This is a genomic window from Pseudomonas sp. B1(2018), assembly GCF_003097365.1.
Lineage (GTDB): Bacteria > Pseudomonadota > Gammaproteobacteria > Pseudomonadales > Pseudomonadaceae > Aquipseudomonas > Aquipseudomonas laurylsulfatiphila.
The window spans coordinates 36,086-58,507 of record NZ_PYUK01000009.1; the positions used below are offsets into that span (position 1 = coordinate 36,086).

Sequence of the window (22,422 nt, forward strand, 5' to 3'; positions counted from 1 at the left end):
AGCTCCTACATGGGAACGGTGTACGCCCTGTAGGAGCTGCCGCAGGCTGCGATCTTTTGATTGTCAGGCCAGGCGCTCTTCACCCAGGCAAGCCGCCGCGGTGAACAGCACATCGGTGGACGAGTTCAGCGCGGTCTCCGCCGAGTCCTGCAACACGCCGATGATAAAACCGACCGCCACCACCTGCATGGCGATTTCGCTCGGGATGCCGAACAGGCTGCAGGCCAGCGGAATCAGCAACAGCGAACCACCGGCTACACCCGAAGCGCCGCAGGCGCAGATCGCCGCGACCAAGCTCAGCAGGATCGCGGTCGGAATGTCCACGGCGATGCCCAGGGTGTGCACGGCCGCCAGGGTCAGCACGGTGATGGTGATCGCAGCACCCGCCATGTTGATGGTCGCGCCCAGCGGGATCGATACCGAGTAGGTGTCTTCGTGCAGGCCCAGGCGCTTGCTCAGTTCCAGGTTGACCGGAATGTTCGCCGCCGAACTGCGGGTGAAGAATGCGGTGATGCCGCTTTCGCGCAGGCAGGTCAGCACCAGCGGGTACGGATTGCGGCGCAGTTTCCAGAAGACGATGAGCGGGTTCATCACCAGTGCCACGAACAGCATGCAGCCCAGCAGCACGGCCAGCAGGTGCGCATAGCCGATCAAGGCGCCGAAGCCGGAGGTAGCGAGGGTCGAGGCCACCAGGCCGAAGATGCCCAGCGGGGCGAAGCTGATCACCAGGCGCACGATCACGGTCACGCCGTTGGACAGGTCGCCCAGTACTTCGCGGGTGGTGTCGCCGGCATGACGGATGGCGATGCCCATGCCGATGGCCCACGCCAGAATGCCGATGAAATTGGCGTTCATCAGCGCGCTGACCGGATTGTCGACCACACTCAGCAACAGGCTTTGCAGTACTTCGCCAATCCCGCCCGGTGCAGTGACCGCGACGTCCTGGGTCGACAGCACCAGGCTCGACGGGAACGTCATGCTGGCAACCACCGCGACCACGGCGGCGGCGAAAGTGCCGAGCAGATACAGGAACAGAATCGGCCGGATGTGGGTTTCCTGGCCGTGCTTGTGGTTGGCAATCGACGCCATGACCAGCACGAACACCAGAATCGGCGCGACGGCTTTCAGTGCCGAAACAAACACTTTGCCGATGAACGCCGTGGATTTGGCCACGTCGGGGGCAAACAGGGCCAGGGCAATACCGGCGATCAGGCCGATCACGATCTGCGTGACCAGGCTCAAGCGTTTAAGGCGGTGCAATAGAGAAGGGGATGAAGCAGTCATAAAACAGCATCTCTGATTTTTTATTAATGCATGGTTTCGCAGGTTTGCGGCAACAAGCAGGGCAGGCCGCAGGCGGGAAACCGAGAAGGAAACACAGGGCTAATGCCAGCGCTGATTCCTGTGGCGAGGGAGCTTGCTCCCGCTGGACTGCGCAGCAGGCCCTTTTTTTGGGGCCGCTTCGCTGCCCAGCGGGAGCAAGCTCCCTCGCCACGGGGCTCGGCTAACCGATCGGCATTAACCACAGGGTGTACTTTTTTCAGGGCGCGGACTTTATCACAGCGCAGGTACGATCCTTCAGACCTGTGACGAACTGACGCCCTGGTCTTCAACGCGAATTGCAGGTTCGTGCAACCGCATCCGAAAACACTCTGTTAAGATTCGCCATCCTCATTTTCATGTCTGCCAGTGGGCCTTCGGGCTATCGCTGGTGTCGTCGTTTTCTGGAGTTGTACATGCGGTTGTTGCCCATTCTTCTGTTGTCTGCCGCCGGCTTCACGGTGCTGACCACGGAATTCATCATCGTTGGCCTGTTGCCGGCGATCGCCCGGGACCTGGAGGTCAGCATCCCGCAGGCCGGTTTGCTGGTGACCTTGTTCGCCTTTACCGTGGCCGCGTTCGGGCCGTTTCTCACGGCCTGGTTCGCCCGCTTCGAGCGGCGCAAGCTGTTCATCTCGGTGCTGATCCTGTTTGGCCTGGCCAATACGCTGGCGGCGCTGGCGCCGAACATCTGGGTGATGGCGTTTGCCCGGCTGATCCCGGCGCTGGGGCTGCCAGTGTTCTGGGCGCTGGCCAGCGAGACGGCGGTGGACATCGTCGGGCCGGATTACGCCGGTCGCGCCATTGCCAAGATCGGTTTCGGCATTGTCTGCGCTACGGTGTTCGGCATTCCGGTGGGCACGCTGATTTCCGATGCGTTCGGCTGGCGCAGTGCCTTTGCGATTCTGGCGGTCATCGCCTTTGCCAAGGCGTTGCTGCTGTTTATCTATCTGCCCAGGACCAACCTGCACCAGCATCAGGTGAGCTTCCTGTCGCAGTTCAAGATCCTGCGCAGCCCGCTGATGCTCGGTCATGTGCTGCTGTCGGTGATCGTGTTCAGCGGCATGTTCACGGCCTATACCTATCTGGCCGACATCCTCGAGCGTCTCGCCGGCTTCAACGGCACCGTGGTCGGCTGGTGCCTGATGGGCTTCGGCGCGGTCGGGTTGATCGGCAACTCCCTGGGCGGCCGGGCGGTGGATCGGCATCCGCTGATGGCGTCGATGATGTTTTGCGCGTTCATGATTGCCGGTCTGGTGGCGCTGGTGCCGAACATCCATTCGCCGCTCGGTCTGGCGGCGGCGATGGGCATCTGGGGCGTGACTCAGGCGGCGTTGTTCCTGGTCAGCCATGTGCGCCTGATGAAAGCCGCGCCCGAAGCGCCGGCATTTGCCGCGTCGCTGAACATCGCCGGGGCCAACCTCGGCATCGGCCTGGGCGCAATGATCGGTGGCCGGGTGATCGACAGCGTTGGCCTGCAAGGCCTTGGCTTTGCCGCCGCCGCTTTCATTCTGGCTTCGATCCTGCTGGCCATCGCCCTGATGACGTGCAAGCCGCGCGAAGCGGTTACAGCGCTGTAAACAGCTCGCGTCGGGCACCTTCGGTAATGGCGACAATGCCGGGGTGCTTGACCTTGCGTTCCACCGAGATGGCATAGAACGACTCGCTCACCGCGTCGGTCTGGCCGATCACTTGCACGCCATACTGGCGCTGCACTTCATCGGCAATCACGCTCGGGCCGATGAAGATCCCGCTGCCGGATTGGCCGAAGGCCTGCATCAGGGCGCTGTCGTCGAACTCGCCGACAATCTGCGGCTGGATCTGCTGCTCGGCGAACCAGCGCTGCAAACGGCTGCGCACCACGGTTTCAGGACCGGGAATCAGCAGCGGCGCACCGTGCAGGTTGCGCGGGAAGTCCTGACCGTAACGGGCCGCCAGCGTTGGGGTGGCGAAGAAGCTGATCCCGCACTCACCCAGTTTCTGGCTGTAACCCTTGATGTCCAGGTGCGACGGCATCGGGCTGTCTGAGATCACCAGGTCGAGGCGCTGGATCGCCAGGTCGGCCAACAAACGTTCAAGCTTGTCTTCGCGGCAGGTGATGCGCAGCGGTTCGCTCAACTCCATGGTGGGTGCGATCAGGCGATAGACGATGGACTTGGGCACCACGTCAGCCACGCCGACACGAAACAGAATCTGCTGCTCATTGGGTTGTGCCCGCAGCATCAGTTCCAGTTCGCCACCCAGCTGGAACATCTGCTCGGCGTAGGGCAGTGCCTGGCGTCCGGCCTCGGTCAGTTCAAGCTGCCGTCCGACCCGCCGAAACAACTCGATGCCAAAGGTCTGTTCCAGCAATGAAATCTGCCCGCTGATGGTTTGTGGCGTGAGGTTCAGTTGTTCGCAGGCGCGCACGATGCTGCCGGTCTTGGCCACCACCCAGAAATAATGCAGTTGTCGGTAATTCAACATAGGTACGTAGTCCCTGTAGGAGCTGCCGAAGGCTGCGATCTTTTGATTTAAAAGATCGCAGCCTTCGGCAGCTCCTACACAAAAGCTAGAAGGTCTGGATTCGTAAAAGCCGAAGTATATACCGCAAAAATACGAATTTTCCTGAAGTGTTTGCTTCCCTAGAATGCATCGCTATCAACGGGCCATCGTTTCGGTCCCGTTCGTTCTATCGAGGGAGCATCATGAAAATTAAAGCCACGGCGCTGTTGATCACATCTTTACTGGTATTGGCCGGTTGCGACCAGGCCGAGAAAAGCGCGCAACAGTTGATGGGCAAGGCCGCCGAAAGCGCCAAACAGGCGATTGACGATACCCACAAGGCCGCCGAACAGGCGCTCAGCGATGCCACCGGCGGGTTGATCAGCAAAAAAGAATCATCGGAAAAAGAATCGGAAAAAACCGAATCTTCCTCCCAGGAAATCTAAACCGTATTACAACGAGTCAGGACTGACCCATGGACTACCTTTTACAACTTGCCGCCAGCCCCACTGCCTGGGTTGCCCTGGCCACCCTGGTGGTGATGGAAATCGTGCTCGGCATCGATAACCTGATCTTCATCTCGATCCTGACCAACAAGCTGCCGGAGCAGCACCGACAGAAGGCGCGGCGCATCGGTATCGGCATGGCGCTGATCCTGCGATTGGGCTTGCTGAGCACCATCGCGTTCATCGTCCAGTTGACCGCTCCGGTGATCGAGATTCTCGGCCACGCGTTCTCCTGGAAGGACATGATCCTGATCGCCGGTGGCCTGTTCCTGTTGTGGAAGGCGACCACCGAGATCCATCACAGCATGGACCCGGCCCCGGATGATCCGACGTCGAAGACATCCACCGTGACCCTGGGCTTTGCTGCTGCGATCGGCCAGATCCTGATGCTGGACATGGTGTTTTCCATCGACAGCATCATTACTGCTGTCGGCATGACCGAGCATTTGCCGATCATGATCATCGCGGTGGTGGTGTCGGTGCTGGTGATGTTGTTTGCGGCTGATCCACTGGCCAAGTTCATCAACGACAACCCGACGGTGGTGATGCTGGCCCTGGGCTTCCTGATCATGATCGGCATGACGCTGATTGCCGAAGGTTTTGGCGCCCATGTACCGAAAGGCTACGTCTATGCGGCCATGGCATTCTCGGCTTCGATCGAGGTGTTGAACATAATGTCCCGCCGGGCCAGGCAGAAGCGGGTAACCACTGAAGCCTGACCGCCGTTATAAGAAACGCCTGAACACCTTGTAGGAGCTGCCGCAGGCTGCGATCTTTTGACTTTCAATTCTAGAAGATCAAAAGATCGCAGCCTGCGGCAGCTCCTACAGGGATGTGTTCAGGCGTTTTTGTTTGTAATGCAGGTCAGTGGGCGCTGGCGTGACGGCGGGTTGCCTTGGCGGGTTTTTCAGGTTGAACGGGAGGGTGATGGTGGCGGCGAGTGATGCGCAGCACGCCCCACAGCATGGCGGCGGCGACCGCCAGCCAGCTGCAAATCAACATCGCAATGATCATGGTCAGGCTCATCTGTGCCTCCTCTTTGCCCTGCTGCGGGCACACACGCTTCGCTGTCGTCTCTTTAGAACACAGTCTAGCCGTTACTGCATTTCAGACTATTGACCGAAAGTCGGCAGTCACCAACCAGTTCGCTCTATCGAATGCACGCGTCTGCCGTTTAAAGCTATACCCTGGCAGCGCGGCGACCTATGATCGACGACCGAGCCGGGAATGGGATTGCCTGGCGTCTGAACCTGAACAAGAGAGAGCTGATGGTGCGGGTATTTTCTCGAATTTTGGCGGCCATGCTGATGGCCGGTTGCGTGGCAAGTCTGGCGGGCTGCGCCGGGAGTGTTGCGCCCGAGATCAAGCGTTTGCCGGAGCGAGTCGAACTCAGCGGCCGATTCTACCGGGGCGATGCGTATCAAAGCGGGCCGCAGGTGCTGGCCAGCATGCTGTCCCAGCAGGGCATCGTGATTACTCCAGGCTTGCTCGAAAAGCCCTTGCATTTGCCGGGGGGCGAAGCGCAGTTGCAACAGAACATGCAGAACCTGGCCCGCGAGTACGGGATGGTGGTTTATCCCCTCGACAGCAACCTTGCGGCCTTGTTGACGCAGGTCGCCGCCGGTTATCCGGTGATGGTGCGCTTCACCGAGGGCTCGGCGATGTGGGCCGAACCGCGTTACGCCATTCTGGCCGGCTACAACCGCCAGAAGCAGACGGTGCTGTTGCGCGCTGGGATGGATCGCCGCGAACTGATGAGCTTCAGCGCCTTCGAGTCGGCATTCAAGGACGCCGGTGGCTGGGCCGTGCTGATCCAGAATCCGACGCAAATCCCGGCTCAGGTCGATCAGCAGCGTTGGCTCAAGGCCGCCAACGATCTGGCTCAGGCCGGTCAGGAGCAGGCTGCCGCGAAGGCTAAAAAGGCCTTGGCCGCCCACTGAGTCCGTTGGTCACCCGGCGGGCACCATCGCTCGCCGCCAGCCTCTGATCTTCAAGGGCCAGGATCATTGTTCCAGGCCGAGATCAGGAGGCACCCATGGCTCACTCCAAAACGCCCGTCGGTCCGCACTCGTCTGAACATTCGTCTGGTGATGAGCTGGGGTTCGATCCCGATTCCCCGGACCTTGCCGATCCTCAGGTCGACCCGATCGGGCCCGCCAAGGCACCGAGGGATGTAAAGCCGGGTGACAACCCCAAGGCTCCGGCCAAGCCCTACGATCCACTGGGTGATCTGAAACATTAGGTCCAATGGAGGTGTGTATGTCTACCGATTCCAGTTTCGACGACAAACGTCCTGAAACAGTCCCCACGACTCCCGAGCAAAGCACTGACCCGGTGATGGATCCGGACAGCCCGTTGCGCGATCCCCTGGCGCGGCCAACAGTGGTGCCCACTGAAAAGCCGAAGGGCTGGAGAGATCCAAGTACCGGCGACGGCATCCCGGACGACGACCAGATGCCGCTGCCCAACGACTGAATAACCGGGTTCACCTGTAGGAGCTGCCGAAGGCTCGGGCCGCGTTCGGACGATCTTTTGATCTTGCTTTTAAAAGATCAAGATCAAGGTCAAAAGATCGCAGCCTTCGGCAGCTCCTACAGATTGAAGTGCCCAAAAAAAAGCCCCGAGTGATCGGGGCTTTTTCATGTGTCTGCAGCAAGGTTACTTCGACGCTTCAACCACGCCGGTCTGCCGCTGCTTGAGGTTCTTGTCTGCCTTGTACTGCAAGGCTACGGAAGGCACGTCCGCGCTTTTTCCGCTCTCCACCCAGTTACGCATGCGCGTGGCATCGGCAAAGTGGGTGTACTTGCCATAGGCGTCAAGGATCACCAGGGCCACCGGGCGGTTGCTCATTCGGGTCACCAGCACCAGGCAGTGGCCTGCTTCGTTGGTGAAACCGGTTTTTGTCAGCTGGATGTCCCAGTCCGGTTTGCGGACCAAATGGTCGGTGTTGCGAAAACCCAGGCTGTAGTTGGGTTTACGGAACGAGACGGTCTTTTCCTTGGTCGTACTCAGCTCGGTCAGCAACGGGTACTTGTGCGCGGCGATCAACAACTTGCTCAGGTCGCGAGCAGTGGACACGTTGCGCGGGGAGAGACCGGTTGGTTCGACGAAATGCGTGTTGGTCATGCCCAGTGCCCGGGCCTTGGCGTTCATGGCCGCGATGAACGCGGCATAGCCGCCCGGATAGTGGTGCGCCAGAGTCGCGGCGGCGCGGTTTTCCGAGGACATCAGGGCAATCAGCAGCATTTCCCGGCGCGGCAGCTCGCTGCGCAGCTTGACCCGGGAGTACACGCCTTTCATTTCCGGTGTGTCGCTGATGTTGACGTCGATGAATTCGTCCATGTTCTGCCGGGATTCAACCACGACCAGACCGGTCATCAACTTGCTGACGGAAGCGATCGGCACCACCACGTCAGGATTGCTGGCATAGATGACTTTGTTGGTCTGCATGTCCAGCAGCAGGGAGCTGCCGGAAGCGAGCTTGAGTGTCTTCGTATCTCGCGGCGCTGCGGTGGTCTCGTCAGCACTGGCGAGGGGCGTGAGGAAAGTCCCTGTTACTGCAAAAAATAGGCTCAGGATGGAAAGACGGATTTTCACGCTGGCAGACTCACAAAGTGTTGATAAGCCGTTTTGTAACGGGCTATTTCTTAAAAAGCGCGACATTCTGGAGTATGGCTGAATAACTGTCGATGGTTGTTCAAACAACAGGCGAAAGTCCTGAGAAACATGAAAAAAATGTCATTTTCCGTCGGATGGTCCAGCCTGTTTTGCAGGCAAAAAAAACCCCGCCAAGGGCGGGGCTCTTCGATTCGCTGACAGCGTCTGCGGTGAAACTCAGCTGTGCAGGGTTTCAGCGGCGTACAGGGTGTTTTCCAGCAGGCAGGCACGGGTCATCGGGCCAACGCCGCCCGGCACCGGTGTGATCCACCCGGCACGGGGCAGGGCGGTTTCATAGATCACGTCACCGACCAGCTTGCCATCGTCCTGGCGGTTGATGCCGACATCGATCACGATCGCGCCTTCCTTGATCCATTCGCCCTTGACCAGGCCCGGCTTGCCGGCGGCGACGACGACCAGGTCCGCACGACCGACATGCCCGGCCAGGTCCTTGGTAAAGCGGTGGGTGACGGTCACGGTGCAACCGGCCAGCAGCAACTCCATCGCCATCGGGCGGCCAACGATATTGGACGCACCGACGACCACGGCATTCATCCCGTAGAGATCGACCCCGGTGCTTTCCAGCAGGGTCATGATGCCTTTGGGGGTGCATGGGCGCAGCAGCGGGATACGCTGGGCCAGGCGACCGACGTTATAAGGATGGAAGCCGTCGACGTCTTTGTCCGGACGAATGCGCTCCAGCAGTCTGGAGGCGTCCAGGTGTTCGGGAAGCGGAAGCTGGAGCAGAACGCCGTCGATCGCGGGATCGTCGTTCAGGCGATCGATCAGCTCGGTCAGCGCTTCTTGAGTGGTTTCGGAAGGCAGGTCATAAGCTTGGGACAGAAAGCCGACCTCTTCACAGTCTTTACGCTTGTGCGAGACATAAACCTGAGAGGCAGGATCGCTACCGACCAGGATCACCGCGAGGCCGGGCGTGCGCAGGCCTTGCTGGCGACGCTCGGTAACACGTTGGGCGATCTGCTGGCGCAGGCTGGCGGCGATCGATTTGCCGTCGATTAGTTGTGCAGTCATTGCGCGTGATTAACCATCGAGAGGGGAAAAAAAGAGAACGCATTCTCGCATGTCATGCGGTGAGGGCAAAGGCGCTTGGTCTGCAAATTCCCCTAACTCCTTTAATTAAATGAATTTTTTTTAAAAAGGATTTGACGACCTTCGGGTGGCTCTATACTATTCGTCGCACTTGTCGGGCACAGCCTAGCACTGGTTAGGAAGGTTGAGCGGGATTACGGTTCTGCGAGACTGGAAAGCACTTAGTTTGTAGTCCTCCAAGGGTACAGCTAACAAGGCGCCCGTAGCTCAGCTGGATAGAGCATCCGCCTTCTAAGCGGATGGTCGCAGGTTCGAGTCCTGCCGGGTGCGCCATTAGGCAGCTTTGGCACAAGTAACGCGATATGGTGGGCGTAGCTCAGTTGGTAGAGCACGGGATTGTGACTCCCGTTGTCGTGGGTTCGATCCCCATCGTCCACCCCATATTTCGAAAGGCGCCAGATTAACAGTCTGGCGCCTTTGCTTTAACGGCTTCATCCGCGGATGTGGTGGAATTGGTAGACACACTGGATTTAGGTTCCAGCGCCGCGAGGCGTAAGAGTTCGAGTCTCTTCATCCGCACCAAATAAAGCTTCAATCAGGCTATTGGCCTGGCTGGAACTTCATAAAGAAGTTGTTTGGCTTCTTTAACAGGCAATATGGTGGGCGTAGCTCAGTTGGTAGAGCACGGGATTGTGACTCCCGTTGTCGTGGGTTCGATCCCCATCGTCCACCCCATATTTCGAAAGGCGCCAGATTGAAAAGTCTGGCGCCTTTTTTGTTTCAGCGGCCGCAGGTTCCGGGTCGCAGGGGCGGGGCGTTTCGTCGTATTTATGTTTCTCGATGATGCTGTCCTGTCCGCCGGTCCTGCTTGCGAGATCGGCTGTCAGGGAGATGATTGGCGACCTCTTCCATATAGGAACGGTCGGCGCAGAGCCCTGGCGTGATTGGTTGTATTTGCCATCGGGGCGAGGTGCATTCGTGCATTCGCACCTATAAATTGCCTGCTGCTTTTTTACCCGTTTTCAGTAGGGTGACTTCTTGAGTTTGACCCACTAGAATGCATGCCCTTGATTCTGGGGTCGGAAACGGCCGGCTAACGTCTGTGCAACGAGGAATATCCATGCAAGTTTCTGTTGAAAATACAACTGCTCTTGAGCGCCGCATGAGCGTCACCGTGCCGGCTGAGCGCATCGAGAGCCAGGTCAACAAGCGTCTGCAGCAGACCGCCCAAAAGGCCAAGATTGCTGGCTTCCGTCCAGGCAAAGTGCCAATGAGCGAAATCAAGCGCCGTTTCGGTGCTGACGCTCGCCAGGAAGCTGTAGGCGACGTGATCCAGTCTTCCTTCTATGAAGCTGTGGTTGAGCAGAAGCTGAACCCGGCTGGTCAGCCTTCGATCGAGCCAAAATCCCTGGAAGCGGGCAAGGACCTGGAATACGTAGCCGTATTCGAAGTGTTCCCTGAGTTCACCGTTGCCGGTTTTGACGGTATCACCGTCGAGCGTCTGAGCGCTGACGTGACTGACGCCGATCTGGACAAGATGCTGGAAATCCTGCGCAAGCAGAACACCCGTTTCGAAGTGGCCGATCGCGCTGCCCAGAACGAAGACCAGTTGAACATCGATTTCGTCGGCAAGGTCGACGGTGAAGTGTTCGCTGGCGGTTCCGCCAAGGGTACCCAGCTGGTTCTGGGTTCCGGCCGCATGATCCCTGGTTTCGAAGATGGCCTGGTTGGCGCCAAGGCCGGTGAAGAACGCGTTCTGAACCTGACTTTCCCAGAGGACTATCAGAACCTGGACCTGGCTGGCAAAACCGCCGAGTTCACCGTAACCGTCAACACCGTTTCCGAGCCAAAGCTGCCAGAACTGACCGAAGAGTTCTTCGCTCAATTCGGCATCAAGGAAACCGGTCTGGAAGGCTTCCGCGCCGAAGTTCGCAAGAACATGGAGCGTGAGCTGCGTCAGGCGATCAAATCCAAGGTCAAGAATCAGGTAATGGACGGTCTGCTGGCCACCAACCCGATCGAAGTGCCAAAGGCTCTGCTGTCCAACGAAGTTGACCGTCTGCGCGTGCAGGCTGTCCAGCAGTTCGGCGGCAACATCAAGCCTGACCAACTGCCGGCCGAGCTGTTCGAAGAGCAAGCGAAGCGCCGCGTAGTGCTGGGCCTGATCGTGGCTGAAGTGGTCAAGCAATTCGACCTCAAGCCAGACGAAACCCGCGTTCGCGAGATGATTCAGGAAATGGCTTCGGCCTACCAGGAGCCTGAGCAAGTTGTGTCCTGGTACTACAAAAACGACCAGCAACTGAACGAAGTTCGTTCGGTTGTGCTGGAAGAGCAAGTTGTGGATACTGTTCTGCAGAAAGCTAGCGTGACCGACAAATCGGTCTCTTACGAAGAAGCGGTCAAGCCGGTAGAAGCACCACAAGCCGACTGATCACTTTTGCGGTAAGAAGCAAACACCATAAGCCAGCCTTCGTGCTGGCTTATGCGTATTCAAGACATAACTATTTGGGAGTGACTGCAGAGCATGTTCCGTAATTCGTATATTCAGCAGAACTCTGATATCCAGGCCGCAGGCGGCCTGGTCCCGATGGTTGTCGAGCAGTCCGCTCGTGGCGAGCGCGCCTACGACATCTACTCGCGCCTGCTCAAGGAGCGAGTGATCTTTCTGGTTGGCCCGGTAGAGGACTACATGGCCAACCTGATCTGTGCGCAACTGCTGTTCCTTGAAGCGGAAAACCCGGACAAGGACATCCATCTCTATATCAACTCCCCGGGCGGTTCGGTGACGGCGGGCATGTCGATCTACGACACCATGCAGTTCATCAAGCCTAATGTATCGACCACCTGTATCGGTCAGGCGTGCAGCATGGGCGCGTTCCTGCTGACGGCCGGTGCCCAGGGCAAGCGTTACTGCCTGCCGAACTCGCGTGTGATGATTCACCAGCCACTGGGCGGTTTTCAGGGCCAGGCGTCGGATATCGAAATCCACGCCAAGGAAATCCTCTTCATTCGTGAGCGTCTCAACACGCTGATGGCCAAGCACAGCGGGCGCACGCTTGAAGAAATCGAGCGCGATACCAACCGCGACAATTTCATGAGTGCGGAAGCCGCACGTGAGTACGGGTTGATCGACGAAGTGATCAGTCAGCGCCCTGCTTAAAATAAGCAGCTCAAAATAAGGTTGGTCGGCGGGTCCGATCACCTGCGGGCTTGAAAAAGCCCGCAATAGCCTTCATCTTGTGTTGCAAGCCTATCGGATTTGGATCGAACGAATGACTGACACCCGCAACGGCGAGGACAACGGCAAGCTGCTCTATTGCTCCTTCTGTGGCAAAAGCCAGCATGAAGTGCGCAAATTGATTGCCGGCCCCTCGGTCTTTATCTGCGACGAGTGCGTCGACCTGTGCAATGACATCATCCGCGAGGAGGTGCAGGAAGCACAGGCCGAAAGCAGCGCGCATAAATTGCCTTCGCCTAAAGAAATCAGCGGCATCCTTGATCAGTATGTGATTGGTCAGGAGCGTGCGAAAAAGGTTCTGGCCGTAGCGGTGTATAACCACTACAAGCGCCTGAATCAGCGTGACAAGAAGAATGACGACGTCGAACTCGGCAAGAGCAACATCCTGCTGATCGGCCCGACAGGCTCGGGTAAGACCCTGCTTGCCGAAACACTGGCCCGCTTGTTGAACGTTCCGTTCACCATCGCCGACGCAACCACCCTCACCGAGGCGGGTTACGTGGGTGAAGATGTCGAGAACATCATTCAGAAGCTGCTGCAGAAATGCGACTACGACGTGGAAAAAGCCCAGATGGGCATTGTCTACATCGATGAAATCGACAAGATTTCGCGCAAATCCGACAACCCGTCGATCACCCGGGACGTTTCCGGTGAAGGCGTGCAGCAGGCCCTGCTCAAGTTGATCGAAGGCACGGTCGCTTCCGTTCCGCCTCAAGGTGGTCGCAAGCATCCGCAGCAGGAATTCCTTCAGGTCGACACCCGTAACATCCTGTTCATCTGCGGCGGTGCGTTCTCCGGTCTGGAAAAGGTTATTCAAAACCGTTCCACCAAGGGCGGTATCGGTTTCAACGCGGAAGTGCGCAGCAAGGAAGAAGGCAAGAAAGTCGGTGAGTCCCTGCGTGAAGTCGAGCCTGACGATCTGGTCAAGTTCGGTCTGATCCCGGAATTCGTCGGTCGTCTGCCGGTACTTGCGACGCTGGACGAGCTTGACGAGGCTGCGTTGATGCAGATCCTCACCGAGCCGAAAAATGCTCTGACCAAGCAGTATGCCAAGCTGTTCGAGATGGAAGGCGTTGACCTGGAATTCCGTTCCGACGCTCTGAAATCGGTCGCCAAGCGTGCCCTGGAGCGTAAAACCGGTGCCCGTGGCCTGCGTTCGATTCTTGAAGGTGTATTGCTCGACACTATGTATGAAATCCCCTCGCAATCCGAGGTGAGCAAAGTAGTGATCGATGAAAGCGTGATAGAAGGCAAGTCCAAGCCACTGTATATCTATGAAAACAGTGAGCCGACCGCCAAGGCCGCGCCAGACGCTTAAGCGTCACGCAGCCTGAACAAAGAAGGGGCCTTCGGGCCCCTTTGCTATTTGGGGCTGGCTCGCCGAAACGGCGGCCTGGCTTTTGTAGGAGCTGCCGCAGGCTGCGATTTTTTGACTTTGCGTTTCAAAAGAGCAAGATCAAAAGATCGCAGCCTGCGGCAGCTCCTACAGGGTTATGCAACGTATCCAGCCACTTGCAGGCTTCGATCTTAAAAGTCGTTCCTTTATCTGCTTGTTTTTTTCCAGAGCAGCCCCCATCTTGGTTTCAAGCTTACTTCCATCTGTTTACGGCCTTACGGCCGCCGTAGAGGCGAAATCATGAAGACCACCATCGAATTGCCTCTCCTGCCATTGCGTGATGTCGTGGTTTATCCGCACATGGTTATCCCGCTGTTCGTGGGGCGCGAGAAATCCATCGAAGCCCTCGAGGCTGCGATGACGGGCGACAAGCAGATTCTTCTGCTGGCCCAGAGAAACCCGGCTGACGACGATCCCGGTGAGGAGGCTCTGTACCGCGTGGGTACGATTGCCACCGTTCTGCAGCTGCTGAAGCTGCCTGACGGGACGGTCAAGGTCCTGGTCGAAGGTGAGCAGCGGGGCGCCGTCGAGCGCTTCAGCGAAGTGGACGGCCACTGCCGTGCCGAAGTCTCCCTGATCGACGAAGTTGACGCACCAGAGCGCGAGTCGGAAGTGTTCGTTCGCAGTTTGCTGTCGCAGTTCGAGCAATACGTGCAGTTGGGCAAGAAAGTCCCGGCTGAAGTCCTCTCGTCGCTCAACAGCATCGATGAGCCTGGCCGCCTGGTGGACACCATGGCCGCGCACATGGCCCTGAAGATCGAGCAGAAGCAGGAAATCCTCGAAATCATCGATCTGTCGGCCCGGGTCGAGCACGTTCTGGCGTTGCTCGATGCCGAGATCGACCTGCTGCAAGTCGAAAAACGCATTCGCGGGCGCGTCAAGAAACAAATGGAGCGCAGCCAGCGTGAGTACTACCTGAATGAGCAGATGAAGGCCATTCAGAAAGAGCTCGGCGACAGTGATGAAGGTCACAATGAAGTCGAAGAGCTGAAAAAACGTATCGATGCCGCCGGCCTGCCCAAAGATGCCCTGGCCAAGGCGACGGCCGAACTGAACAAGCTCAAGCAGATGTCACCGATGTCCGCGGAAGCGACCGTGGTGCGTTCGTACATCGACTGGCTGGTTCAGGTGCCGTGGAAGGCCCAGAGCAAGGTACGCCTGGATCTGGCGCGTGCCGAAGACATTCTGGATGCCGACCACTATGGCCTCGAAGAGGTCAAGGAACGCATCCTCGAATACCTCGCCGTGCAAAAACGCGTGAAGAAGATTCGTGGTCCGGTGCTGTGCCTGGTCGGTCCTCCAGGGGTCGGTAAAACGTCCCTGGCAGAGTCGATTGCGCATGCCACCAACCGCAAATTCGTACGCATGGCCCTCGGCGGCGTGCGTGACGAGGCGGAAATTCGTGGTCATCGCCGTACTTACATCGGTTCGATGCCAGGAAGATTGATTCAAAAGATGACAAAAGTGGGCGTGCGCAACCCGCTGTTCCTGCTCGATGAAATCGACAAAATGGGCAGCGACATGCGCGGCGATCCGGCATCGGCGTTGCTGGAAGTGCTCGATCCCGAGCAGAACCACAACTTCAACGATCACTATCTGGAAGTCGATTACGACCTGTCCGATGTGATGTTCCTGTGCACTTCGAACTCGATGAACATCCCGCCGGCGCTGCTCGACCGGATGGAAGTGATCCGTCTGCCGGGCTACACCGAAGACGAGAAGATCAACATCGCCGTGAAGTACCTTTCGCCTAAGCAGATCACTGCCAACGGTTTGAAAAAAGGCGAGTTGGAATTCGACGCCGAAGCGATTCGCGACATCATCCGCTACTACACCCGTGAAGCCGGTGTGCGTGGCCTTGAGCGGCAGATTGCCAAGGTCTGCCGCAAGGCCGTCAAGGAACATGCGCTGGAAAAACGCTTCTCGGTGAAGGTCACCGCAGACATGCTGGAGCACTTCCTGGGCGTGCGTAAATTCCGCTATGGCCTGGCCGAGCAGCAGGATCAGATCGGCCAGGTGACCGGGCTGGCGTGGACTCAGGTGGGTGGCGAACTGCTGACCATCGAAGCCGCTGTGGTACCGGGCAAGGGCCAGTTGATCAAGACCGGTTCCCTGGGTGATGTGATGGTCGAGTCGATCACGGCCGCGTTGACCGTTGTTCGCAGTCGGGCGAAGAGCCTGGGCATTCCCCTGGACTTCCATGAGAAGCGCGACACGCACATCCATATGCCGGAAGGGGCGACCCCGAAAGACGGCCCTAGCGCAGGCGTGGGCATGTGCACGGCCCTGGTTTCGGCATTGACCGGCATTCCGGTGCGCGCGGATGTCGCCATGACCGGCGAAATCACCTTGCGTGGCCAGGTGCTGGCCATTGGCGGCTTGAAAGAAAAACTGCTGGCTGCCCATCGCGGCGGAATCAAGACGGTGATCATTCCTGAAGAGAATGTGCGCGATCTCAAAGAGATTCCGGACAATATCAAGCAGGATCTACAGATTAAACCGGTTAAATGGATTGACGAGGTCCTGCAAATTGCGTTGCAATACGCGCCGGAGCCCTTGCCGGACGTGGCTCCGGAGATAGTCGCGAAGGATGAGAAACGCGACGCGGATTCTAAGGAAAGAATTAGCACGCATTAGTACGTATTTGCCTGGGGGGCTTCCTTGACAGTTTTTTAGAGCCCTTGTTATAAAGCGGCTCTTAAGTGTCTGTAGGCCATTCAGCACTCGTTTTTGCTTTCACCAAAAAAACTTAGAATCATACTCAAATAGATATAAGGGGACTTAGAGTGAACAAGTCGGAACTGATTGATGCTATCGCTGCATCCGCTGATATCCCGAAAGCTGCTGCTGGCCGTGCGCTGGACGCTGTAATCGAATCCGTCACTGGCGCTCTCAAGGCTGGCGACTCTGTTGTTCTGGTTGGTTTCGGTACTTTCTCCGTAACCGATCGTCCAGCTCGCATTGGTCGTAACCCACAGACCGGTAAGACGCTGGAAATCGCAGCAGCCAAAAAACCAGGTTTCAAAGCCGGTAAAGCACTGAAAGAAGCTGTCAACTGAGTTCGATTCAGGTTTTTACCCATCCGGGTCGGGGTCATGCCTGACTTGGCAGCGGAGCGGCAGTCCTGACTGCAGGTCGCCGGTTCAAGACACCAAGGGTCGCCAGTTCGAGTCCTTGATCCGCTCCGCCAGTTACGAGAAGGCGCATCCTCGGATGCGCCTTTCTTCTATCCGGATTCTACCCACGCTCCACGGTTGCCTAATTTTGAAGTTCAACCGTTTCTGGGGGACGCATGCTGCAGAATATCAGGGACAATTCACAAGGCTGGATTGCCAAGACTATTATCGGGGTCATCGTTGTTCTGATGGCCTTGACCGGTTTCGACGCCATTTTCAAGGCCACGTCGCACAGTAATGATGCGGCCAAGGTCAACGGCGATGAAATCAGCCAGAACGAGCTGAGCCAGGCGGTCGATATGCAACGCCGCCAGCTCATGCAACAGCTGGGCAAGGATTTCGATGCTTCCTTGCTGGATGAAAAAATGTTGCGCGAATCGGCCCTCAAGGGCCTGATCGATCGCAAGCTGCTGCTGCAAGGTGCAGAACAATCGAAGTTCGCCTTTTCCGAAGCGGCACTTGATCAGGTCATCCTGCAAACACCGGAATTTCAGGTTGATGGCAAGTTCAGCTCCGAGCGTTTCGATCAGGTGATTCGCCAGCTTGGCTATACCCGCATGCAATTCCGCCAGATGCTGGCTCAGGAAATGCTGATTGGCCAACTGCGTGCCGGTCTGGCCGGTAGCGGTTTCGTGACCGATGCGCAGGTGCTGGCATTTGCCCGTCTGGAAAAACAGACCCGCGATTTCGCTTCGCTGAACATCAAGGCTGACCCGGCGGCTGTGAAGCTGACCGACGAAGAGGTCAAGGCCTATTACGACGAACACGCCAAGGAATTCATGACGCCGGATCAGGTGGTCATCGATTACCTCGAGTTGAAGAAGGCTTCCTTCTTCGACCAGGTCAGCGTCAACGACGAAGACCTGCAAGCGGCCTATCAGAAAGAAATCGCGAACTTGTCCGAGCAACGCCGGGCTGCGCACATTCTGATTGAAGTGAACGACAAGACCACCGAGGCGCAAGCCAAGGCGAAGATCGAAGAGATCCAGGCCCGTCTGGCCAAGGGTGAGCAGTTCGAGGCACTGGCCAAGGAGTTCTCCCAGGATCCGGGTTCGGCAAACAACGGCGGTGACCTGGGTTATGCCGGTCCTGGCGTCTACGACCCGGCGTTCGAAAAAGCCCTGTATTCGTTGGCCAAGGACCAGGTTTCGGCGCCGGTTCGCACCGACTTCGGTTTCCACCTGATCAAGCTGTTGGGTGTGGAAGCACCTGAAGTGCCAACCTTCGCCAGCCTGAAAGACAAGCTGACCCGTGGTCTGAAAACCCAGCAGGTCGAGCAGCGTTTCGTTGAGGCGAGCAAGCAACTGGAAGACGCCTCGTTCGAAGCGTCCGATCTGGCTCAGCCGGCGCAGGACCTGAAACTGACCGTACAGACGTCCAAGCCGTTCGGTCGCGAAGGCGGTGAGGGTATTGCAGCCAACCGTGCCGTGATCACTGCCGCTTTCAGCCCGGAAGTCCTGGATGAGGGTGCGAACAGCACCGCCATCGAGCTCGATCCGGAAACCGTGGTCGTGTTGCGTGCCAAGGAGCACCTGAAGCCTTCGCAGCTGCCGCTGGAAAGCGTTGATGCGCCCATCCGCGGACAATTGGCCAAGGAACACGCCAGCGCCGATGCCAAGACCAAGGCTGAAGCCTTGATCGCCAACCTGCGCGATGGCAAGACCCCGCTGGATCAGGCCGTCGACGGCCAGGCGTGGAAAGTCACCGAGGCGGCGACTCGCGCTCAGGAAGGGGTTGATCCTGCCGTGCTGCAAGCGCTGTTCCGCATGGCGAAGCCGGCGGCCAAGGACAAGCCGACCTTCACCAGCGTGACGCTGGCGGATGGCAGCCTGATGATCGTGCGCCTCAATGGCGTGAACGAAGCCGCGGCGCCTACCGACGAAGAGAAAGCGCAGTACCGTCGCTACCTCGCATCGCGCATCGGCCAGCAGGACTTCGCGGCGTATCGCAAGCAGCTGGAAAGCCAGGCGGACATCAAGAAGTACTGATGCCTGACCAGGTTTAGCGCGACACAGGAGACCCCGGCCGAAACGCCGGGGTCTTTTCGTTTGGCCGTACGTCATTTGCCGCGGTGACTTTTACGCAAAACCGCGGTCAATCAGCCTGTAACCGTTTTAAGACACGATCGATGCTCCGCTAAGCATCGATCTGTTGCACAATACGCCCCGAACCGTTTTCCTCAGGATGTTCAATGTTTAAATCATTTCCCATGCGGATTGTCGGCGTGGCTGCCGTGCTGGCCGTTGCTGCCGGTTGTTCATCGAACAAGGCTGCCATCTACGAGCATGAGAACTTCGACGATTCCGGCACCTTTTCCCGTAACTATCCGGTCACCGATATCCAGAGCTGTGAAGCCGCCCGCCGTGCCTTGCTCAGCCAGGGTTACATCATCACCAGCAACGATCCGAAGCTGGTCAGCGGTCACAAGAGCTTCCAGCAGACCGGCGAAAACCATATGGAGATCAGTTTCAGTGTGGTCTGTGCCGATGACGGTAGCGAGGGGCACCACGCGACCATGTTCGCCAACGCCCTGCAGGATCGTTATGCGCTGAAGAAAACCAACAACTCCGCCAGTCTTGGTGTGGGTGTGCTGGGCTCGGTGTCGATGCCGATCGGCTCCTCTGACGACTCGATGGTCAAGGTCGCCAGCGAAACCGTCTCGTCTGCCAAGTTCTACGAGCGTTTCTTTGCACTGGTCGAGCTGTTCCTGCCGCCGGAAGCGAAAAAGGCTGCGCACATCACCGAAAAGCCGAAAACAGACCTGGGCATGCCTGAAGCCCAGGTGGCACCGGCGCCTCTGGCGCCTGCCGCAACCACGGCACCGGCTGCACAGCCAACCCCGGCAAACCCGGCGCCTGCTCCAGCGGAACCTGCTCCAGCGGCCTCGGAACCGCTCATGCCGCCGCCTGAAGCGGCACCGATTACCCCGGTTCAGAACATGGATCCGGCACCGTCGGCAGAAACCATCACGCCACCGACAAATCCAACCGACATGCCGCCGCCGAGCGAGGCGATTCCGGCGATGCCTGTCACCGGCCAGTGATTGTTCCCGCTACGGGGTCGGCCAACGAGTCACGATCCCGTAGCGAGCGCATGGATTGATCCGCGTCAAACAAGGCCGCTGTCCTGCGGCCTCCCGCGAAAAAAACCAATGATAAATTCCTGACCAACTGCTACGTTTTATTCAGTAGCGACGGAGCGTCGTGGCCGCGTCATTTTTCTTTCATGCGGACACTTTATGCTCAAGGCATTGGTCATTTGTTCTGACGTTTTTCAATACGGGTTGGGGGATTCAACAATGGACGATTATCAAGAAGAACTGCTCGAGTACCAGGCATTCGAACTGGATCCGCTGGAGCCTGCAGAAGACGCTACCGAGCTTTAAAGCTCCAACTTGTCGCTTGCGGCTAAAGGCTTCAGGCTGTTTTTCCATGACTGCGGCGAAACTCGCCGGGTGTCTGCCCGTTCCAGCGTTTGAATGCGCGTTGAAAGGCTTCGGCCGAGGCAAAGCCCAGCAGGTAGGCGATTTCCCCGAACGCCAGTTCGGTGTCGCGTATGTAGGTCATGGCCAGATCGCGACGGGTTTCATTGAGGATGGCGCGAAATTGCGTGCCTTCCTCGGCAAGTTTTCGGCGCAAGGTCCAGGTGGGCAGCTTCAGGCGTGCCGCCACTTCTTCCAGGTCGGGCTCCCGGCCACCATTGAGCAGGGGGCCCAGCAACGCGATGATGCGCTCACGCAGGCTGCGGGTGCGTGTCAGTTGTTCCAGCTCCTGCTCACACAGTTGCAGCAAATGCCGCCAGGTACTCGGGCAATGCTCGGGGTTGCGCTGGGCGAGGCTTGCCAGGCTCAGGCGCAGTTGGTTGCGTTCGCTGCCAAACTGGATCGGACAATCACCCAGCACGTCATAGGCCGCACGGTAATCGGGTTCGTCGAATTCAATCTCGATACGTTCGGCGCGCAGCGCGATGGCGCTGACGCTGGATAATTGCTGCAACCAGCCGGCAATGATCGAATCCACCACGAAGCGGTTGTAGGCGTTATAGGGGCTGATCGAATAGAAACGCAGCCAGGCGCCCTGGGCGTCTTCGTGAAAGCTTGATTGGCCGCGATAATTGGAACCGTACAAGGCTTCGAAGCGGATCAGGCAGCGCGCGGCTTCACGTACTGTGGGTGCCTGGGCTGCGGTGACCCCTGCGAGGCCGACTTGGCTCAGGCGACTGAGCTGCCCCATGCGCAAGCCAAGGGCCGGGTTGTCGGTCAGTTGAATGGCGCCGTGGCCCAGGCGCATGTAGCGCGGTATTGACAGGCGGGCGCCGGCCTCGCTCAGTCGCGCTGTATCGAGGCCGTATTGATCGAGCAGTGGCTGCGGATCGATGCCGTGACTGCGCACGGCATCGGCCAGGCTATGAACAAAGCCTACCGACAGATCGCCGAGGCGCATCGGCTGCGGTTTCATGGTTTACAACCAGAGGTTCAGCAAACGCGCACCCTGGGCGTTGCCGTCGGCAAACTGCTGGCCGTTGCGGCTGAGGAAACTGTGCCCGGCGCTGCCTTGATCCCAGAATTGCCCCCGCAGGAACACGCTCATGCCCGCGACAGCCTGACTGGCCGGTACCCGGGTCGTGAGGGTCAGGCGCTGCCAGGCCTGGCCTTCGCTGACTTCTCCGGGCTTGAGGTTGACCGACGCCGGCTCCGATGCCCCCCTGTAGCCACGCCACGGCTGCTCCCAAGTGCCGCGGCCGGGAACAAAGGCCGGTACCGCAACCAGCTGTACGCTCTGGTCGTTGAGCTTGAGGTAGTTTTCCGGGTACCAGCTGTCGTGTCCGATCAATACGCCCAACTTTCCTGCGGGTGTATCCACGACATTGAGCGAGTGTTCGGCGTTCGCCTTGATCCCGTTCTGTTCTGCGAAGAACGGGTGCATCTGGCGCTGGGGCTGGCCGATCGGCAGGCCATCGTTGTTGAACACCACGCTGCTGTTGTAAAGCGCGCCGCGACCGATCTTCAAGGTGCCGTCGATGATGCTCGGTTCGGGCAGCACGATGGAGCCCGCGACCAGCGTCACATGGAATTCCCTGGCCAATCCACCGAACAATGCCTGGTAGTCTCTGGCCATCGCCTTGGCTTTCATGCGCAGGTGGGCATCGTCCAGACGGTTGCCACCCTCGGCGCTGATCAACGCTTTGGCGAACTTCAGGGGATTGCTCACCGCCAGCCAGTTCATGGCCTCCTTGAGGGTGCTGGCCTGATACAGCTCATCCTTTTCGCCGCTGACCATCAGCCAGGTGCCGACGTGTTCCGGCAGCACGACGACGGTCTTGCCGTTCAACAAACCCTGGTCCCGGGCCGCTTGCAGATAGGCCGCGAGTTTGCGGTGCAAACGCTCGGGGCTTTGATAGTCGGTAGGAAACAGTTCGGGCTGAATGCCCAGCAGATTGCCACGATCGGCAGGGGTACCCTGGTCGACAGCCAGGTTGATCCGCAGGTCCGAAAGGTAATGACCTACCGGCCGGTCCGCGGCCCACATCGCGTAGGTCGTGAGGGCGGCGAGCAATGCCATGGAGAATGTCAGGTACAAAAGTTTGCGCATGGGG

The 22,422-nt window shown here is 58.4% G+C and carries 21 protein-coding genes and 4 tRNA genes; 18 read left to right on the plus strand and 7 right to left on the minus strand.

The annotated features are described in order from the left end of the window. Positions 1 to 63: 63 nt before the first annotated feature. Positions 64 to 1,284, minus strand: coding sequence for a serine/threonine transporter SstT (sstT, locus tag C9422_RS15775; RefSeq protein WP_116581275.1), 1,221 nt, complete (start codon positions 1,282 to 1,284; stop codon positions 64 to 66). Positions 1,285 to 1,736: 452 nt separating this feature from the next. On the opposite strand from sstT, the gene C9422_RS15780 reads away from it, so the two are divergent. Further along, entirely contained in the window at positions 1,737 to 2,900 is a 1,164-nt protein-coding gene (locus tag C9422_RS15780) for an MFS transporter (RefSeq protein ID WP_116581276.1), read from the plus strand. Here the strand turns inward: C9422_RS15780 and nhaR are convergent. Continuing rightward, a complete protein-coding gene (nhaR, locus tag C9422_RS15785) occupies positions 2,887 to 3,786 on the minus strand; it encodes a transcriptional activator NhaR (protein WP_116581277.1) in 900 nt (299 codons plus the stop codon). The genes C9422_RS15780 and nhaR overlap by 14 nt on opposite strands. A gap of 221 nt (positions 3,787 to 4,007) precedes the next feature. On the opposite strand from nhaR, the gene C9422_RS15790 reads away from it, so the two are divergent. Both C9422_RS15790 and C9422_RS15795 read left to right on the plus strand, forming a co-directional pair. After that, positions 4,008 to 4,250 carry a hypothetical protein gene (locus tag C9422_RS15790; RefSeq protein ID WP_102702184.1) on the plus strand — a complete coding sequence of 81 codons (243 nt, stop codon included), beginning with the start codon at positions 4,008 to 4,010 and terminating at the stop codon, positions 4,248 to 4,250. Between the two features lie 29 nt (positions 4,251 to 4,279). Beyond that, positions 4,280 to 5,029, plus strand: a complete 750-nt coding sequence (locus tag C9422_RS15795; RefSeq protein WP_116581278.1) for a TerC family protein — start codon at positions 4,280 to 4,282, stop codon at positions 5,027 to 5,029. Positions 5,030 to 5,174: 145 nt separating this feature from the next. Here the strand turns inward: C9422_RS15795 and C9422_RS32225 are convergent, their stop codons facing one another. Beyond that, complete coding sequence (locus C9422_RS32225) at positions 5,175 to 5,336, minus strand: hypothetical protein (RefSeq protein WP_165824780.1); 162 nt, start codon at positions 5,334 to 5,336, stop codon at positions 5,175 to 5,177. Between the two features lie 179 nt (positions 5,337 to 5,515). Here C9422_RS32225 and C9422_RS15800 point away from each other — a divergent pair, with 179 nt between their 5' ends. From C9422_RS15800 to C9422_RS15810, 3 genes are all read left to right on the plus strand, one after another. Further along, entirely contained in the window at positions 5,516 to 6,250 is a 735-nt protein-coding gene (locus C9422_RS15800) for a peptidase C39 family protein (protein ID WP_116581279.1), read from the plus strand. Between the two features lie 95 nt (positions 6,251 to 6,345). Beyond that, a complete protein-coding gene (locus C9422_RS15805; protein ID WP_116581280.1) occupies positions 6,346 to 6,552 on the plus strand; it encodes a DUF6021 family protein in 207 nt (68 codons plus the stop codon). Between the two features lie 17 nt (positions 6,553 to 6,569). Further along, on the plus strand, positions 6,570 to 6,785 hold the full coding sequence (locus C9422_RS15810) for a hypothetical protein (RefSeq protein WP_007977127.1): 216 nt from the start codon (positions 6,570 to 6,572) through the stop codon (positions 6,783 to 6,785). 183 nt (positions 6,786 to 6,968) lie between these two features. On the opposite strand, the gene pbpG is transcribed toward C9422_RS15810, so the two are convergent. Further along, complete coding sequence (gene pbpG, locus C9422_RS15815; protein WP_007977125.1) at positions 6,969 to 7,907, minus strand: D-alanyl-D-alanine endopeptidase; 939 nt, start codon at positions 7,905 to 7,907, stop codon at positions 6,969 to 6,971. A gap of 237 nt (positions 7,908 to 8,144) precedes the next feature. Next, entirely contained in the window at positions 8,145 to 8,999 is an 855-nt protein-coding gene (gene folD, locus C9422_RS15820) for a bifunctional methylenetetrahydrofolate dehydrogenase/methenyltetrahydrofolate cyclohydrolase FolD (protein WP_008001570.1), read from the minus strand. 274 nt (positions 9,000 to 9,273) lie between these two features. Between folD and C9422_RS15825 the strand changes: the two genes are divergently transcribed. From C9422_RS15825 to C9422_RS32230, 12 genes are all read left to right on the plus strand, one after another. Further along, positions 9,274 to 9,350 (plus strand) — tRNA-Arg (locus tag C9422_RS15825). A gap of 32 nt (positions 9,351 to 9,382) precedes the next feature. Then, positions 9,383 to 9,458 (plus strand) — tRNA-His (locus tag C9422_RS15830). A 56-nt stretch (positions 9,459 to 9,514) separates the two neighbouring features. Further along, positions 9,515 to 9,599: transfer RNA gene (locus C9422_RS15835), tRNA-Leu, on the plus strand. A 77-nt stretch (positions 9,600 to 9,676) separates the two neighbouring features. Then, positions 9,677 to 9,752: transfer RNA gene (locus C9422_RS15840), tRNA-His, on the plus strand. Positions 9,753 to 10,137: 385 nt separating this feature from the next. Continuing rightward, positions 10,138 to 11,448 (plus strand): trigger factor, encoded by a 1,311-nt coding sequence (tig, locus tag C9422_RS15845; RefSeq protein ID WP_104447854.1) that lies wholly within the window; start codon positions 10,138 to 10,140, stop codon positions 11,446 to 11,448. A gap of 93 nt (positions 11,449 to 11,541) precedes the next feature. After that, complete coding sequence (clpP, locus tag C9422_RS15850) at positions 11,542 to 12,177, plus strand: ATP-dependent Clp endopeptidase proteolytic subunit ClpP (protein WP_007970761.1); 636 nt, start codon at positions 11,542 to 11,544, stop codon at positions 12,175 to 12,177. A gap of 112 nt (positions 12,178 to 12,289) precedes the next feature. After that, positions 12,290 to 13,573 carry an ATP-dependent Clp protease ATP-binding subunit ClpX gene (gene clpX / locus C9422_RS15855; RefSeq protein WP_007982210.1) on the plus strand — a complete coding sequence of 428 codons (1,284 nt, stop codon included), beginning with the start codon at positions 12,290 to 12,292 and terminating at the stop codon, positions 13,571 to 13,573. Positions 13,574 to 13,891: 318 nt separating this feature from the next. Next, complete coding sequence (lon, locus tag C9422_RS15860) at positions 13,892 to 16,288, plus strand: endopeptidase La (protein ID WP_015094303.1); 2,397 nt, start codon at positions 13,892 to 13,894, stop codon at positions 16,286 to 16,288. A 149-nt stretch (positions 16,289 to 16,437) separates the two neighbouring features. Next, positions 16,438 to 16,710, plus strand: a complete 273-nt coding sequence (locus tag C9422_RS15865; protein ID WP_002552737.1) for an HU family DNA-binding protein — start codon at positions 16,438 to 16,440, stop codon at positions 16,708 to 16,710. Positions 16,711 to 16,943: 233 nt separating this feature from the next. Continuing rightward, positions 16,944 to 18,815, plus strand: a complete 1,872-nt coding sequence (locus C9422_RS15870; protein WP_116581281.1) for a SurA N-terminal domain-containing protein — start codon at positions 16,944 to 16,946, stop codon at positions 18,813 to 18,815. 203 nt (positions 18,816 to 19,018) lie between these two features. After that, on the plus strand, positions 19,019 to 19,870 hold the full coding sequence (locus C9422_RS15875; protein ID WP_116581282.1) for a DUF2242 domain-containing protein: 852 nt from the start codon (positions 19,019 to 19,021) through the stop codon (positions 19,868 to 19,870). A gap of 195 nt (positions 19,871 to 20,065) precedes the next feature. Beyond that, entirely contained in the window at positions 20,066 to 20,212 is a 147-nt protein-coding gene (locus C9422_RS32230; protein ID WP_165824781.1) for a hypothetical protein, read from the plus strand. 31 nt (positions 20,213 to 20,243) lie between these two features. On the opposite strand, the gene C9422_RS15880 is transcribed toward C9422_RS32230, so the two are convergent. Both C9422_RS15880 and C9422_RS15885 read right to left on the minus strand, forming a co-directional pair. Continuing rightward, entirely contained in the window at positions 20,244 to 21,284 is a 1,041-nt protein-coding gene (locus C9422_RS15880) for an AraC family transcriptional regulator (protein WP_116581283.1), read from the minus strand. Between the two features lie 3 nt (positions 21,285 to 21,287). After that, entirely contained in the window at positions 21,288 to 22,418 is a 1,131-nt protein-coding gene (locus C9422_RS15885; protein ID WP_116581284.1) for a carbon-nitrogen hydrolase family protein, read from the minus strand. Positions 22,419 to 22,422: the final 4 nt, after the last annotated feature.